Source organism: Acinetobacter sp. YH12095 (assembly GCF_013419245.1).
Lineage (GTDB): Bacteria > Pseudomonadota > Gammaproteobacteria > Pseudomonadales > Moraxellaceae > Acinetobacter > Acinetobacter towneri.
The window spans coordinates 1-16552 of record NZ_VPAL01000023.1; the positions used below are offsets into that span (position 1 = coordinate 1).

General features: G+C 41.5%; 15 protein-coding genes and 1 pseudogene. 7 read left to right on the forward strand and 9 right to left on the reverse strand.

Annotation, left to right across the window (positions count from 1 at the left end; translation table 11 throughout):
- The 3 genes and pseudogenes from FTU35_RS12080 to rimI all read left to right on the forward strand — a co-directional run.
- Positions 1 to 155, forward strand: a pseudogene (locus FTU35_RS12080) (elongation factor Tu); the annotation flags it as partial.
- A 502-nt stretch (positions 156 to 657) separates the two neighbouring features.
- Positions 658 to 1539, forward strand: a complete 882-nt coding sequence (locus tag FTU35_RS12085) for a metal-dependent hydrolase (RefSeq protein WP_004975282.1) — start codon at positions 658 to 660, stop codon at positions 1537 to 1539.
- A gap of 106 nt (positions 1540 to 1645) precedes the next feature.
- Positions 1646 to 2104: a ribosomal protein S18-alanine N-acetyltransferase gene (gene rimI / locus FTU35_RS12090; protein WP_004975283.1), complete on the forward strand. Its 459-nt coding sequence runs from the start codon at positions 1646 to 1648 to the stop codon at positions 2102 to 2104.
- 40 nt (positions 2105 to 2144) lie between these two features.
- Here the strand turns inward: rimI and FTU35_RS12095 are convergent, their stop codons facing one another.
- The 3 genes from FTU35_RS12095 to trxB form a co-directional block, all read right to left on the reverse strand.
- A complete protein-coding gene (locus FTU35_RS12095) occupies positions 2145 to 2960 on the reverse strand; it encodes an arginyltransferase (protein WP_131261724.1) in 816 nt (271 codons plus the stop codon).
- A gap of 24 nt (positions 2961 to 2984) precedes the next feature.
- Positions 2985 to 3716, reverse strand: a complete 732-nt coding sequence (aat, locus tag FTU35_RS12100; RefSeq protein ID WP_180064766.1) for a leucyl/phenylalanyl-tRNA--protein transferase — start codon at positions 3714 to 3716, stop codon at positions 2985 to 2987.
- 107 nt (positions 3717 to 3823) lie between these two features.
- Positions 3824 to 4777, reverse strand: a complete 954-nt coding sequence (gene trxB, locus FTU35_RS12105; protein WP_180050352.1) for a thioredoxin-disulfide reductase — start codon at positions 4775 to 4777, stop codon at positions 3824 to 3826.
- A 341-nt stretch (positions 4778 to 5118) separates the two neighbouring features.
- Between trxB and FTU35_RS12110 the strand changes: the two genes are divergently transcribed.
- Positions 5119 to 8307 (forward strand): DNA translocase FtsK, encoded by a 3189-nt coding sequence (locus FTU35_RS12110; protein ID WP_104853253.1) that lies wholly within the window; start codon positions 5119 to 5121, stop codon positions 8305 to 8307.
- A 130-nt stretch (positions 8308 to 8437) separates the two neighbouring features.
- On the opposite strand, the gene FTU35_RS12115 is transcribed toward FTU35_RS12110, so the two are convergent.
- From FTU35_RS12115 to FTU35_RS12140, 6 genes are all read right to left on the reverse strand, one after another.
- Positions 8438 to 8725, reverse strand: a complete 288-nt coding sequence (locus FTU35_RS12115; protein WP_004975291.1) for a PA4642 family protein — start codon at positions 8723 to 8725, stop codon at positions 8438 to 8440.
- Between the two features lie 94 nt (positions 8726 to 8819).
- A complete protein-coding gene (gene minE, locus FTU35_RS12120; protein ID WP_004975292.1) occupies positions 8820 to 9092 on the reverse strand; it encodes a cell division topological specificity factor MinE in 273 nt (90 codons plus the stop codon).
- 2 nt (positions 9093 to 9094) lie between these two features.
- Positions 9095 to 9907 carry a septum site-determining protein MinD gene (gene minD, locus FTU35_RS12125; RefSeq protein ID WP_004975294.1) on the reverse strand — a complete coding sequence of 271 codons (813 nt, stop codon included), beginning with the start codon at positions 9905 to 9907 and terminating at the stop codon, positions 9095 to 9097.
- 69 nt (positions 9908 to 9976) lie between these two features.
- A complete protein-coding gene (minC, locus tag FTU35_RS12130; protein ID WP_096902696.1) occupies positions 9977 to 10702 on the reverse strand; it encodes a septum site-determining protein MinC in 726 nt (241 codons plus the stop codon).
- A gap of 143 nt (positions 10703 to 10845) precedes the next feature.
- Positions 10846 to 11904: a hypothetical protein gene (locus FTU35_RS12135; protein ID WP_004975298.1), complete on the reverse strand. Its 1059-nt coding sequence runs from the start codon at positions 11902 to 11904 to the stop codon at positions 10846 to 10848.
- 15 nt (positions 11905 to 11919) lie between these two features.
- Positions 11920 to 12846 (reverse strand): acyltransferase, encoded by a 927-nt coding sequence (locus FTU35_RS12140; RefSeq protein ID WP_154320414.1) that lies wholly within the window; start codon positions 12844 to 12846, stop codon positions 11920 to 11922.
- A 256-nt stretch (positions 12847 to 13102) separates the two neighbouring features.
- Here FTU35_RS12140 and FTU35_RS12145 point away from each other — a divergent pair, with 256 nt between their 5' ends.
- The 3 genes from FTU35_RS12145 (at position 13103) to dut (ending at position 16515) form a co-directional block, all read left to right on the forward strand.
- Complete coding sequence (locus tag FTU35_RS12145; protein WP_004975301.1) at positions 13103 to 13756, forward strand: OmpA family protein; 654 nt, start codon at positions 13103 to 13105, stop codon at positions 13754 to 13756.
- A 169-nt stretch (positions 13757 to 13925) separates the two neighbouring features.
- Positions 13926 to 15965, forward strand: a complete 2040-nt coding sequence (locus FTU35_RS12150; protein WP_179991299.1) for a UvrD-helicase domain-containing protein — start codon at positions 13926 to 13928, stop codon at positions 15963 to 15965.
- Positions 15966 to 16062: 97 nt separating this feature from the next.
- Positions 16063 to 16515 carry a dUTP diphosphatase gene (gene dut / locus FTU35_RS12155; protein WP_004975307.1) on the forward strand — a complete coding sequence of 151 codons (453 nt, stop codon included), beginning with the start codon at positions 16063 to 16065 and terminating at the stop codon, positions 16513 to 16515.
- Positions 16516 to 16552: the final 37 nt, after the last annotated feature.

The following is a 16552-nucleotide window of genomic DNA, read 5'->3' on the forward strand; positions in this document are numbered from 1 at the left end:
TGAAAGAAGGCGTTGAAATGGTAATGCCAGGTGACAACGTTGAAATGTCAGTAGAATTAATCCACCCAATCGCAATGGACCCAGGTCTACGTTTTGCGATCCGTGAAGGTGGTCGTACTGTAGGTGCTGGTGTTGTTGCTAAAGTAACAGCATAATCACTTTATAGTGTGAAAAAGCGCTCCATTTGGGGCGCTTTTTTTATGGCTGTATTTTGTGTGCTAGTTTCCAGGTGGATGAAAGCTTGTCCTACTGTATTGATGGATGAAATAGCTGTTCTTTAAACCTTGAATCAATCTAAAACCATTTTATGAACATTCTTTTGCTGCGGTTTAGTTGCCTTTTTTTCTCTTACATCATAAAAATAATTTTGCTGTCTAATTATTCTTGCTCTTACGTCATAAAAAATCATCGTCTATTTTTTTACTCTTGCGTCGTAAAAATAATTTCATTGTCTATTTTTTACTCTTGCGTCACAAAAAATAATTTCACTTATCATTATTTTTTATTCCTCATGTCCTGAACTGACAACTCACTGTCCTTAACTGCACTTAAATACCGCACAGAAAACCGTAATATGAACTCATACCGAAAAATAAAAAATATAGCGGGTTACAGGAAATGAATGACTTCATTGTTGTAACCTCAGGAGTGAGCAACATGAATGCTAAAGTGAGTATTAGTGAACGTGCAGGGGCGAGTTTTCCTGTCCGTCGAATGAATTTCAACTTTGATGCTGTACCTGAATATTGGATGAATGGTAATGCAGGTCTAACGCATTTTATGACTGCATTATCTGCGTTATTTCCCGCAGGTGAGAAGTTCTTTATAGACAGTGTGCGTGCTGTGCGTTATCACCCAATGCTGAAAGACAATGCAGATTTACAGAAAGAAATCAGTGCATTTATTGGACAAGAAGCCATGCACACGCATGAGCATGTCGGTTTTAATGCCTCTGCACAGAAATTTGGGCATGATGTTGATACTTTGGATTGTTATACAGATACTGTGATTCAAACTACACGCAAATTTATGGCAAAGTTGGCTAAACCGATTGGCATTACACAGAAAATGGTAGATTTAACTGCGACCACTGCGCTAGAACATTTCACAGCTACGATTGCCTCACAATTATTGACCAATTCACATATTCAAGAATTGATGACCGATGACACCATGAAAACTATGTGGTTGTGGCATGCGATTGAAGAAAACGAACATAAAGCTGTTGCGTATGATGTATTTGAAGGTGTGTTTGGCAAAGGTCTGAAAGCCTATGCACTACGTACAAGTTCTTTGGTTATTTCGATGCTGACTTTATTTTTTGTACAAAACTATTTTTTGTGGCGTTTACTAAAACAAGACAAGCAGTTGAATTTGGAAAATTTACGCATGATTTATCGTTATGCCTATAGTCCATCTAAAGGGATTATTACAGGCATGGGCAAAGAAATGTTGTTCTATTTCAAACCGAATTTTCATCCTAACGATTTTGATACCACAACATTATTAAATACTTGGAAAGCTAAATTAGGCTTTTAAACTTTTCCTTTTGGTCAGGCAACGTAAGTTGCCTTTTTTTTTGCTCGATTTTTTTGTCGTGAAATCTATAATGCCTACATCTTAGAACAGCACAAGATCATTTCTTATGATTCGTTTAATGCAAGCCCATGATGTCGCCGATGTGGTTGCGATTGAAAATTTGGTACAAAGTCATCCGTGGAGTGCCAAACAATTTGCCGAAGCGGTAGAGAGTTATCACAGTACCGTGATTGAACATGCAGGGAGAGTGGTGGGTTTTTGTATTTTGCAACCTGTGTTGGATGAAGCAAATTTGTTGTTGATGGCGGTGCATCCAAGTCAGCAAGGCAAAGGTTTAGGTTATCAACTGCTAGAACATTCTATTGCAGGTTTGAAAAACCAACCTGTGCAGATTTTTTTAGAAGTACGTGAAAGTAATTTAGCTGCGATAGCCCTGTATGAAAAGTCAGGTTTTCATCAAATTGATTTACGTAAAAATTATTATCCTAAAACGGATGGCACACGGGAGCATGCCATTATTATGGTGAAATCTTGTAGCGATGATTTTGCCAGTTTGTTTAAGTGAATCTGATCGATGCAAAAATCAGTATTGCATCATTACATTTTTATTTGATGATGGAGTTATTCCAGCCTAAGGGCAGCGTGGTCATTAAGGAGTTTCCCAATTGCTGCACCTCATCGGTATTTAGGCTGCGGTTAATGCGTCGCCATTGACCATCAAGCAGTAGCTCAAGGGGCACATATTGCGATTTATAGTTCATTTTATTGGAATGTGGTACCCAATAACCTAAGTAAACATATTGCAGTCCCAAATGCTGTGCCTGTTCAATTTGTTTTAATACAGCAAATGTTCCGAGTGAGCGACGACTTTCGTCTGGGTCAAAAAAGGTATAGACCGCAGAAATACCATCATCTAAATAATCACAGGTCGATACTGCAATTAAGCGATCATCTTGCCAAACCTCTAAAAAGAAGCTGCTGGTACAACTGTGGATTAGGAATTTTTCAAATTGGTCACGGCTGGCAGGGAACATATCGCCATCGGCATGTCGTTCATTGATATAGCGTTCATACAGCGCATAATGCAAATCACCTGCATCTTGTGGCTTGGTGATTTTGATCTGTAAATCGTGATTGCGTTTCCAAGCTTTCTTTTGCGTGCTGTTCATTTTAAATTCAGCGACAGGAATACGTGAAGAAAGGCATTGGCGGCACAAATGGCATTCAGGACGATAGACAAAATCGCCACTGCGACGAAAACCGACCCGAGAGAGTTCAGACAAAGTCAGCACATCAATTTTATGTGCAGGATCTAAAAAAACCATCCGCGCAGATTTTTCAGGTAAATAGCTGCAATCATGCGGCGGAGTAATGTAATACTGCAAATCATTTAGCAGGGATTTTGGGTGATATGAATTCATTGTCAAGATCCCTCTCTGTTATTGTCATTCAAGTAGGCGCGCATACTGCGCTATTGTTTTACTTGAAAATACACTGTCCTGATATTTTTTCCAATTGATTGCAGGTTGTTTTACAACATCTTGTAACGATTTAAGATAGTCTTGGCGAGAAAGTGTACATGCGCCCAGACTAATTAAATGATCATTGACCAATTGACAGTCAATCCAAGGCAATTGTTGTTCTTGTCCGAGCAGCATCAAACTATAAAATGCCATTTTAGATACATCAGTGCGATGGCTAAACATGGACTCGCCAAAACAGCCCTTGCCAATGCTGCCCCCATACAAACCGCCGACCAAAAGATCTTGCTCCCAAACTTCGACACTGTAGCCATAACCTGCTGCAAAAAGCTGACAATACCCTTTAATGATCTCTTCAGAAATCCAAGTTTCATTGGCGTAGCTACGGGGCAAGGCACAATTGCGAATCACCTGTTCAAAGGCGTGATTGACAGTAATGCGATAATCCATTTTTCTCATGTTACGGATTAAAGATTTACTGGGCTGATAATATTGCGGAATAATCACACAACGCGGTTCAGGACTCCACCAGCAAATAGGATCACCTTCTGAAAACCATGGAAATAAGCCATGTGTATAGGCTTCATAGAGCGTAGAAGGGGAGAGGTCTGCACCTACACAAATCAAGCCTTCACCCTCAGGATCGACTTCAATGGGATCGGGGAAAATGAATTGTGAAGCCGGGAGCGTGTGCATATCAATTGCCGTATGAAGTTTTACGATGAACTTGATTTCATCATACCTAAAAATGCCGTGATAAAAAAACCGCTCAAGGAGAGCGGTCTTTAAACTTGGTCACTAAATTATTCACCAAGTGCATCTAAATATTTTTCTGCATCCAAAGCTGCCATACAACCTGAACCTGCAGAAGTAATCGCTTGGCGATAAATTGAATCGGCCACATCACCTGCAGCAAATACGCCAGCCACAGAAGTTTGAGTCGCATTGCCTGAAGTGCCGCTTTGTACTTGGATATAACCATCACGCAAGTTCAATTGACCTTCGAACATGCCTGTATTCGGTTTGTGACCAATCGCAATGAATAAGCCAGACACATCAACAATTTGAGTAGAGCCATCAGTGGTTGATTTTAAACGTACTGAAGTTACGCCTGTGTTGTCGCCCAAGACTTCATCAACTTGGTTATTCCAAAGAATACTGATTTTGCCTTCTTTTTCTTTGGCAAATAAATGATCTTGCAAGATTTTTTCAGAGCGAAGTGAATCACGACGATGCACCAATGTCACGTGTGATGCAATGTTAGACAGGTATAATGCTTCTTCAACAGCCGTGTTACCACCACCAACGACCATCACTTTTTGGTTTTTGTAGAAGAAACCATCACAGGTAGCACAAGCACTTACGCCTTGACCCATAAATGCTGCTTCAGATTCTAAACCTAAATATTGTGCAGTCGCACCTGTGCAAATGATTAAAGCATCACAGGTAAATTCTTCCATATCACCTTTCAGTACAAATGGGCGCACATTCAGGTTTACTTCATTGATATGGTCATACACGATTTCTGTGCCAAAGCGTTCCGCATGAGCTTGCATACGTTCCATTAACGCTGGGCCTGTTAAACCTTCAGGTTCACCTGGCCAGTTATCAACTTCCGTAGTTGTGGTGAGTTGACCACCCAATTGTAAGCCTGCAATTAAAGTCGGTTTTAAGTTGGCACGTGCAGCATATACTGCAGCACTATAACCTGCAGGGCCTGAACCTAAAATAATTAAACGTGAGTGACGAGCGCTCATGCACAGCATCCTTTTTTTATTTAGAAATTTATGGAATTATACGTGAAACAGGATGAGTTTGCTGTGTGATTAAAGTTGATATTACTGATCATGTAAATCGATTTGAGCTATATAGAAAAAGTTAACAACACACTTCAATAATCTTGCATCTTTTTCTAGGCAACACATGCATAATAGAAGGTCTGTTATAATTTATAGCTTGCTGTGTGGTGAAGCTTGCATCGTGAAATGCAACTTAAATGACACAGCTAAATGAAATACAGACGCTCCGAATCAGGTGGCTTTTTAAGACCATCGAACAAACAAAAAACATTGATGAAGAATTGGCGACAGGACAATATATGACTGCGGTGTCGGGTGCTTATGCACATCGCTTAATAGCGACATTATTTTTGGTCTCTTTTGGAATATATCTGTTCCTTGCAACGGTGACCTATACTCCATTTGACCCAGGTTGGATGCACATTTCCAGTGACACCCAACAGGTTTCAAATGCGAGTGGAATCGCAGGTGCGTGGATTGCCGATTTACTGTTTGGCTTTTTAGGTTGGGCGAGTCTGCTTCTTCCTGCTTATTTTTTTATTGAAGCCTTACAAGTCTGGTGGCCACGTAGTTTTTTAAACCGACCATTTCGTTATGCTGCACAATTCTTCATTTTATTGGCAACAGCAAGTTTGCTGTATTTATTTTGGCAAGTACCTGCCGATACGTTAGACAATGCCTCAGGCGGCATCATTGGTTTTGAACTTGGGAAAAGTTTATCGCAAATTTTAACCATTTATGGAGCAACACTTTTTTTAGTCGTCTTTTGGATTTTCTTATTTACCCTCGCATTTGGGGTGAAGTGGAACAGAACGTGGGCAACTTTAAAAGCTACACCTGCTTATCTGCAAGATTTGTTCTATCGCAATGTACCTGAAGCAGAATCTGACTTTGACCGTTCTACACCACAGGTGAAAAAGACCGTTGTCGCTGCTGCACCTGTGGTTGCTGTTGAAGTGGCATCAACTGATTTAGAAGCAGCAAGTGAACCCGTGGTTGCACAGGCGAAAGAAGCTGAAACAACTGCGCCACATCCTGCGGCAGAGCGTATGTTTAATCACATGCAGCAACGTGAAGAAGAAGAGCAACAGGCGCAGCAACAGCTATTGGTGCAAGATGAAATTGATGATGTTGAGTTAGAAAAAACCATCGAAAAGGCGCATCGCTTAGAACAAGACAGCCAGCGTATTGTTGCGACAGGCGAAGTGTGGCGTGCTTTACAAGAAAATACCGACAGTCAGCATAACCAAGACATTCATGCATTATTACGTGCTTCTGAAGAACCAGAGCCACATCTACAATCGAATCCTTTTGATGAAGTGCGTCCTGCATCTACGGCATCTCAAGCCACTGCAAAATCTTCGTTAGATTGGGATGATGATCAAATTTTTGATGAATTGCTCGCAGCAGTTCCGCAAGGCAAAGCTGCAAGTGATTTACACAGCCCATTCCAAAACAGCGGGGCAATGGATACTTTAGATGAGTCTGTGACCCAGCAAGAAACAGTGCATCCGCACTCGAATCCTACGGCTCACAATTTTAACGATGATCTCAGCAGATTTGAGTCAGATTTTAACCCGCCATCGTCAAGTGCTTCGAATACGCAAAATCATGCTGTACGCCAAGAGCGCCATTTGCAGCATGATTTAGACAGTTTAGATGACTTGTTGGTGGATGATCTTTTGGGTGATGAGTTACAGCAAGATGCATTTCAAGATCAAGCGCCTGTAGCGCGTAGTACCAGTAGCTATGCACAAAGTTCTGCTTTTGTTCAGGCACCTATTCAGACGGCAGCCACTGCCGCAGTGATGGCAAACGCAGCGACTGCTACACAGGCTGAACAAGCAGAAAAAGTGGCGTTATCCAAAGAAGCATTTATCGAAGCTTGGCAGGAAACCGCAGGCAAACCACTAGACGAAGATGACTTTGATTTTGATGCGCCGCTGACCGATGCACATGGTCGTCCGATGTCACGCGCCATGCAGGTTGCAGAAAAACGTCGTGATTTATCGCCATTACCGGGTTTGGATTTGCTTGATAAAGTCGATCCAAACAAAAAAGTGAACTTCACCGCAGAACAATTATCGCGCTTGTCGGAATTGCTGGAAATTAAATTACAGGAATTTAATGTCAAAGCCAAAGTGGTTGAAGCACAGCCTGGTCCTGTCGTGACCCGTTTTGAGCTGGATTTGGCACCTGGGGTCAAAGCTTCAAAAGTAACCAATATTTCTCGTGACTTGGCGCGTTCAATGTCGATGGCATCGGTACGTGTGGTCGAAGTGATTCCAGGCAAACCGTATATTGGCATTGAAGTACCGAATAGTTCACGTGAAATGGTACGTTTGATTGAGTTATTACAAACGCCTGCTTTTGAAGATCCAAACGGCATTTTATCTATGGCGATGGGGAAAGACATTTCAGGCAATCCTGTGATTACTGAATTGGGCAAAGCACCACACATGCTCGTAGCAGGGACAACGGGTTCAGGTAAATCAGTGGCAGTGAACTCGATGATTTTGTCGATGTTGCTGAAATACAAGCCTGATCAATTACGCTTAATTTTGATTGACCCGAAACAATTGGAACTCGCCAACTATAACGATATTCCACACTTATTGACGCCTGTAGTGACTGATATGAAAGATGCCGTCAGCGCTTTAAATTGGTGTGTCAATGAAATGGAACGTCGTTATAAGCTAATGTCTTTCCTGAAAATTCGTAAATTAAGCGACTATAACCGTAAGGTTGAAGAATCTATTGCCAATGGTGAAGATTTAATTGATCCAACTTGGAAGCCGGGAGATTCAGCAACGCAAGAACGTGCACCGCGTTTAACACCATTGCCATCTATTGTGATTGTGGCAGATGAGTTTGCCGACATGATCATGCAAGTGGGCAAGAAAGCGGAAGAAATGATTACCCGTTTGGCACAAAAATCACGTGCAGCAGGGATTCACTTACTCTTAGCAACTCAGCGTCCATCGGTGGATGTGATCACAGGTCTAATTAAAGCCAACATTCCAACCCGTGTAGCTTTGCGTGTGAACTCGAAAATTGACTCACGTACTATCTTGGATGCGGGCGGTGCAGAAGACCTGCTTGGTCATGGTGATATGCTATTTTTAGGGCCGGGTAAAATTGAGCCAGAACGTGTGCATGGCGCATTTATTTCGGATGATGAAGTCAACCGTATTTGTGATGCGTGGCGTGAGCGTGGCGATCCTGACTATGTCGATGAAATCTTGACGCCATTTGATGAAGAACCATCTTCACGTGGTTTTGAAGATGGTGAAGGCAGTCCAGACCGTGATGTGTTGTATGATCAGTGTGTAGCATTTGTTTTGGAAACACGTAAAGTGTCGACCTCATCTTTACAGCGCAAATTTAGCTTGGGCTATAACCGTGCGGCACGTATTGTCGATCAGATGCAAGAGCAAGGCATTGTGAGCGAGCAAGGAGCAAATGGGAAACGTGAAATTTTAGTGTAAAGCTTTCACTTTCTGTTTGATTTTGAATCAAGTAGTGCTATAAAAAAATCCCGCAATTCAATTGCGGGATTTTTTCTTTTTACACTCAATCTTTTTGGCTGAATTTAGCCAGAGATTGTGTTTAAACAGTTTAAGCAAACTTGGCTAAAACTGCTAAAAAACCATCTTTTTGACGTGGAAATTCAGCAATCACATCGTGAATACGCTGACCTTCAGGATTAGTGGCATTGACATCGCGACCATCGGCAACAAATTGTGTCAATAGACGTTCATAGTCGCTTGGACGCATGTGTTTAAATGCGTGATAGAGTACGTGAAAATCTGCATTCACACCTGCAGGTGGAAGTTGATTCAAATAGGCAAATACACGTTCATCCGACCATGCTTCGTTAAAGGTCGCAGGTTGAGATAATGCCATGGCAATCTCCTTTATATTCTTTTGAAAAAAATAGGGCAAAATAACTAGTGTTATTTTGCCCTGATTCAATTTGCTTGACTAATCAGTATTCAGATTATCGCTCTTCAGGCAAATTGATATTCATTTCCAACATTTCAATATTGGCTTCTGAACGCACAGACATTTGAATATGTTGTTCATCGACACCACGCACGTAGCGATTTACCACTTGCATGATTTCTTTTTTCATCTGATCAATTTTTTCTTGGCTTAAGCGTTTACCAAGACCTTGTTCAGAAGCAACAATCACTTTTAAGCGATCTTTTGCTGTTTGTGCGCTAGATGGCTTATCTTCACCGCTAAATAATTTGCTCCAAAATCCTGCCATGTCTACGCTCCAAATAATCGTGCTAACCAGCCCTTAGGTTTCGCTTCAATATGGCGAAACGGACGTTCTTCACCTAAGAATCGTGCAACCAAGTCATCATAAGCCTGACCTGCAGCAGCATCGCTATACAGAATGACAGGTTTACCTTCGTTTGATGCTTGAAGTACGCTCTTACATTCAGGAATTACGCCTAAAGTAGGTACACGTAAAATATCTTTAGAAATGTCATCAATCGTCAGCATTTCTTGTTTATCGGCACGTTCTGGGTTGTAACGTGTAATACACAGGTGCTTACGGATACGACCTTCGTTTTGTTCTACTTTTTTAGTTTTGCTGTCTAGCATACCAATAATACGGTCAGAGTCACGTACTGAAGAAATTTCAGGGTTAGTCACAATAATCGCTTCATCGGCATGATACATTGCAAGAATGGCACCGCGCTCAATCCCTGCAGGTGAGTCGCAAATAATGTAATCAAACTCTTGTGCCAACTCATCCATAATACGTGCCACACCTTCATCGGTCAGGGCATCTTTATCACGGGTTTGTGAAGCTGGAAGAATATAAAGGTTTTCGATATCTTTATCGCGAATTAATGCTTGTTGTAAACGCGCTTCATTATTTAATACATTCACAAAATCATAAACAACGCGACGTTCACAACCCATAATTAAGTCAAGGTTACGTAAACCCACGTCAAAATCGATAACGACAGTTTTGTGACCACGTAGGGCTAAACCTGTTGCAAAAGATGCACTTGTAGTGGTTTTACCTACGCCACCTTTGCCTGATGTTACGACAACAATTTTCGCCACCGAATCCACTCCTGTTATGGTTTAAATTCCCCTATATTTTTTCGGGGATTTTTGGTGATTATTTATACATTAAAATTGTAGAGCTTCAAATACAAGCTCTTGGTTATCATTTAAGTAAATATGCACAGGTTTTTTAGTCACATGCTGAGGAATATCGTCCGCCACGCAATACGTGCCTGCAATAGATACCAATTCTGCTTCTAGGGAATGACAGAAAATTCGTGCCGCAATATTCCCGCCCGCGCCGGCAATGACTCTACCACGTACACTACCATAAATATGTATATTTCCTGAAGCAATCACTTCAGAACCGCTGTTGATGCCTGCGGTTAAAATAATGTCGCCCTGATGTTGTACCAAGCATTGACCTGTACGCAAAATTTCATCGTGATAAGACGTAATATGCGCTACAGCAGGTGCAGTTTCAGCAACTTGATTTTCCGTCTGTTGCTGTTCTGCCGCAGGTTCAGGTTTTACTTCAACCACTTGTTCTTTGGTGGCTTTCACTTCCTGCAATGGACGGTCTTGCGGGATGACAGGGAACTGAATAGCACGTGCCTGATCTGCCATAATGCCTTCAGTCACAGCAATTGGCTGTGCTTCTAGGCTAATTAGCAATTGAATTAGCGCAATCAATTCTTGTTCGACTGAACTTTCAATGACCACCAAAACCCCTGGTGGAAATGATTTTTGCAACATTGGGCTTAGTTGCTGGCGGATCGCATCATGATCATTGGTGTCTAAGCTAATGCGAATCGCATTGACCAATCTGCCTTTTATCCGTATGTCAGCCATAATAATTCCTTAACACTTCTAACTTTGCTGGTTGTTGAAGTCATCTTATAAATAGAGCAAATCCTAGAACAAATTGGGTGAATTCTCTAGTTCAGTTACTAAAAATATTTCACATTGTTTTAGCTAAAATTATCGAAAGACCTTTATGAAATATCGTGTTGTTGTCCTTCATTTAAAATTTGTTGCCATTGTTTAACTTTTACTTGTTTGCGAATTGCTTCTAAACTTTCAAATATCGCTGATTCCACTAATTTATCAATATGCTGATTATGTTCAATCTCAATCTGACTAATTTTTTCAGCAATCATTTGATAAGTTGGATTTTGTACTTGTTGATGCTGCTGTGCAAAAGGTTCAATTAAACCTTGGGTGATATTTTCGCCCAATCGTTGTCCGATACTTTGAATTTGCTGTTCAATACGTCCACCGACCAATGGAATCAGGCGCAGCAATTGCGTCAGTTCAGGCGTATCTTCAATGGCTTGATTCACCACCAACCCGACATTTTTCGCAATCATGTGACGCTGCATTTGTAATTCTTTGCCTAAGGATTCCTGCAAAATATCGGCTAGGGCAATCGCGAGTAATTGACGATGATGCTCGACCAAATCATCAATAAATTGTTTGTGAGTGGTACTGGTGGTCAATTCACGTTGCACACCATTAAGTACCGTGAGCACCACACGGCTACTCAGTTCTTCCATTAGCAAGTTGTAGTAAAAGTTGCCGCGTTTATACCAACTGTCTGGAATGACTTTATAGCCATGGCTATGCAGGTTGTAACCAATCGCGATGGCACGTAATAAACGTAAAAAACGCAATTGCGGAATAATTGCAAGAATTTCATACCAGTGAATAAACGGGAAAAACCACCAACGCTGATGATGTTTGAAAATAATTGCAATACCCCAACGCACGCCCAACTCTACAATTAAAAACGTGGTAAACCAGCCTTCGGTAATCACCACCCAAGGGCGCAATTCTGTTCGATAAAACTGTAAAATTTCAGGTAGACGAATAAAATCGAACAACCATTCGCCAAAATCACTCATTAAAATGGCATTGGCACTTAAACAGAACAAGTTAAAGATGATTAAACCCATCAAAAACAAGTCATAAGCCAAGGCAATTTTCCATCCCCATGAATCTTTACGCAGGGGATGAAAAGAGGATTTGATGACAGGTTCTTCAGACTTTTTCATGGCGTACCTGAATGGTTATGCAGTCGGAGCTGCAAGTTTTTGTTGCATGCTTTCAATCAATTGATCTTTTTCCAGCCACAGTTCATGCACCCATTGCTGAAAACGCTCACGATATTCAGCATCATCTTCGTAATTGCCGCCCAACACCCAATCTGGAATATTAATTTTGCGTAAATTCACCGCAATGCGCGGCACCTCACCTAACCAAAACTCGCTATAGCCCGGCACGCCATCTGGGTACACAATGGTCATATCTACCAAGGCATCAATTTGATCACCCAAAATATTCAATGCCAAAGCTAAACCACCAGCTTTTGGCTTTAATAAATGTTGATAAGGCGATTGTTGTTGATCATGTTTTTCTTGGGTAAAGCGTGTGCCTTCTAAATAATTCAGCAGGGTAAAGGGCTGACTTAATAACTGTTGGCAGGCTTTACGCGCTTCTTCCATATCGTGGTCTTTCAGCTCAGGTTTTTTGGCAATTTGTGCTTTGCTGTGACGCTTCATCATTGGGAAGCCTAAAATTTTAAAGGCTTGTCCTACAAAGGGAATAAAGATCAGTTCCCACTTGGTAAAAAAGCGGGTCAATGGCATACGGGTTAAGCCAAAATACTGATTTACTGTGGTATCGACCCAACTTTGATGGTTACAGGTCATGAGATAACGACCTTGCATGCTCAGTTGCAAATCTTCATCAATGCTGATATCCCATTGGGTATTGGGTAATACATGATCAATCAGCCAGTTGTTTACACTGAGCCAACTGTTGGTAATTTGAATATTGGTTTCATCGACCTTACGTGACTGCTTTAACAGTTTGGTTAAGCCCAAAGCCAACACAGGAGGGCCGTGAAAAAATGTACTGCCAGTGATGACTGTACCCACGGTGAGACCTTTTGTGATTTTTTTTAATAAAGGGTGTTTCTTTGCTTGCGATGACATATAAATCAATCCTGAAGATAAATCGTCCAATGCGTCACGTGTTTATAGATGACTCCAATATAAATGTTGTTTTTAAAATAAAAAAGTGTTGAAGTGAAAGTGTGTAGAAATTGTGATGAAGTTATACCAAGATTTGTACATGATCATGTATATTTGTAAGTAAAAGTTTTTTTATTAACAAAAAATCAATGGTCTAAGTATATTTTTTCATTCAATATTCAGCATATACAACAAAACACAAGTAAGGAGGCATGCCATGCGTGCATTAGCAATTTCGGCAGCAGTCGTAGGGGCAATGGTTTTAACTGGTTGTCAAACGACTGGTAACAACCTTGGTGGTATGGAATATGACAAAACTGCGTTAGGCACAGTAATTGGTGCTGCTGCAGGTTATGGGGTCTCTAAAAGTAACGCAAATACAAGTGCACAAAACAACCGTGCTGCAGCAATTGGTGCTGTAGTGGGTGCTGCTGCGGGTGTTTATCTTGACAATAAAGAAAAACAACTTCGTCAACAAATGGCTGGTACAGGCGTAGAAGTAAACCGTAATGCCGATGGTTCTGTTGGCTTGATCATGCCGGGTAACATCACGTTTGATACGAACAAATCAAACATCAAACCAAACTTCTATTCTACCTTGGACAAAGTAGCGCAAACGCTAACCCAAGATAACAAGAGCGGTATTTTGGTAACAGGTTTTACTGACAGCACTGGTAACGACGCAATCAACATTCCATTGTCACAAGCACGTGCACAATCGGTTGCAAACTACTTGGCTAGCCGTGGTGTATCAACTTCACGTATTAATGCACAAGGTCACGGTGCTGCAAACCCAATCGCATCGAATGCTACTGCAGAAGGTCGTGAGCAAAACCGTCGTGTAGAAATCAGCATTTATGCAATCCAATAATCTGGCATTGTATAGATTGTAAAGAACCGCCTTCGGGCGGTTTTTTTATGCAAGCAATTTCTAGGGTCTACTCAGCAAATAGACAATGACGTCTAAAGTAGCATTTTAGATTAGTCATCTTTGGCGGAGATGACTATAATCGAGCTCGAACCGAAATAGAGGAAATACTATGACACTGGCAAGTCAGTTAAACGACAAGCAACTTGAAGCGATGAAATACACTCAAGGACCCTTGTTAGTGCTTGCAGGTGCAGGTTCAGGCAAAACTTCGGTGATTACCCGAAAAATTGCCTATTTGGTTAAGCATTGCGGGATTCCTGCGCATCGTATTACAGCGATGACTTTTACCAACAAAGCAGCACGAGAAATGAAAGAGCGTGTGACCAAATTGTTGTCACGTGAAGAAGCTAAAGGATTATCGGTTTCGACTTTCCACACCTTTGGTCTGAATTTATTACGTCATGAATTAAAACACACGCCGTTAAAAGCCAACTTCTCTATTTTAGATGCCGATGACTGCAAACGTATTCTGATGGATTTAATGCACCGCGATAATTTGTCGGGTGCAGAAAGCAAAGAATTGATTGCCAAAGCCATGAAGATGATTTCAGACTGGAAAAATGATCTGATTGCACCAGAGCAGGCGCATACCACCTGCGAAACGCCAGAAGACATCCAGTTTGCACATTTATATCAACTTTATGAACGTAATTTACGTGCCTATAACGCGGTAGATTTTGATGATTTAATTGTAATGCCGACACGACTTTTGCAAGAAAATGCCGAAGTGCGTGACAAGTGGCAAAACCGTGTTCGTTATTTATTGGTCGATGAGTATCAGGACACCAACACCGCACAATATATCTTGGTGAAATTGCTGGTGGGCGTGATGGGGCAGTTCACTGCGGTAGGTGACGACGACCAATCGATTTACGCTTGGCGCGGTGCGAAGCCTGAAAATATGGCCTTGCTGAAAGATGATTTCCCGAATTTAAAAGTGATTAAACTTGAGCAAAACTATCGCTCGACCAGTCGCATTTTAAAAGCGGCCAACACCGTCATTGGCAATAATCCACATATTTTTGACAAAAAACTGTGGTCAGATAAAGGTCATGGTGAAGTGATTCGGGTAATTACATGCCGCAATGATGATGATGAATCAGAACGCGTGGTTAAAGACTTACTCACGCATAAACTGATGAATGGTAAAAGCTGGAAAGATTATGCAATTTTGTACCGAGGGAACTTTCAGGCACGTATTCTGGAAACCCAATTACGTCAAATGCAAATTCCTTACAAGCTTTCGGGGGGGCAGTCATTCTTCGCACGTGCTGAAATCAAAGACATCATGAGTTATTTGCGTCTGATTATTAACCCTGAAGATGACAGCGCATTCTTACGCATTATTAACACGCCTAAACGCGCGATTGGTCCTGTGACTTTGGAAAAACTAGGGCTGTTTGCACAGGAAAACCATTTGTCATTATTGGCTGCTGCAGGTGATCAGCGCCTAACCATGGCAATTCCGAAAAAAGCCACGACGCAGTTGGCAGAGTTTTCAGATTTTATTAGCAATTTTACGCGTAACTTATTGGAAGATGATGAACCTGTGCCAATCATCCGTCAAATGATGCTCGAAGCAGGTTATATCGACTACATTAAAGAGCAAGCAGCTACCCCTGCGCAGGAAAAAACCAAGCTAGATAATATCGAAGTTCTATATAGCAGCATCCAAAGTTTGATTAATCGTGCTGAAGATGTCGATGAAAAGAATATTGAAAGCGTGATTCGTAAAATGGTGCTGCTCGATATGCTCGAACAGCAACAGGAAGAAGAAGACACTGATAAAGTCAATTTACTCACCCTGCATGCGTCCAAAGGCTTGGAATTTCCGTACGTGTATTTGATTGGTTTGGAAGAAGAGCTTTTACCGCATAAAAACTCAATTGTGGCAGATACTGTCGAGGAAGAACGCCGTTTGATGTACGTGGGGATTACTCGTGCACGTCAGGGCTTAACCATTACTTTGGCAGAGCAGCGCAAAGCGGGCGGGCAAATGAAACAAATGACCCCAAGTCGTTTTTTGGATGAATTACCACAAGATGAATTGGAATGGCTCGGACGTAAGAAAAAGTTAGCCGGTGATGTCGATCCGAAATTACAGGCACAGCATTATTTGGAAAATTTACGTGCCTTAATCAAGCGCTAATTTTTTGAAAATACTTAGGGCATTGATGCAAGTACAGCATCAAATGGCACATCGAAAATCGAAAGAAAATTGAAAATTTAAAAACAGGATAAACTTCATGAAAGTTCAAGTTAAAGTCTTAGATTCACGTTTAGGCACAGAATGGCCAATGCCAACTTATGCAACCGCAGGTTCGGCAGGTTTGGACTTACGTGCTTGTGTAGACAGCAGCACCGTGATTGAGCCGGGTCAAACAGTCTTGGTCAAAACAGGTTTAGCGATTTATATTCAAGATACAGGTTTTGCAGGCATGATTTTGCCGCGTTCAGGCTTGGGTCACAAACATGGCATCGTGTTGGGGAACTTGGTGGGTTTGATTGATTCAGATTATCAGGGTGAATTGATGGTTTCGGTGTGGAACCGTAGCCAAACAGCATTTAGCTTAGAACCTGGTGAGCGTTTAGCGCAATACGTTTTGGTTCCTGTGGTACAGGCCAAGTTTGAACAAGTAGATGAATTTGTTGCCACCGAACGTGGTGCAGGTGGTTTTGGGCATACGGGCAAAAACTAAGTTACTTAGGTTTCAGCCTATATCGTTTGGTAAAGTT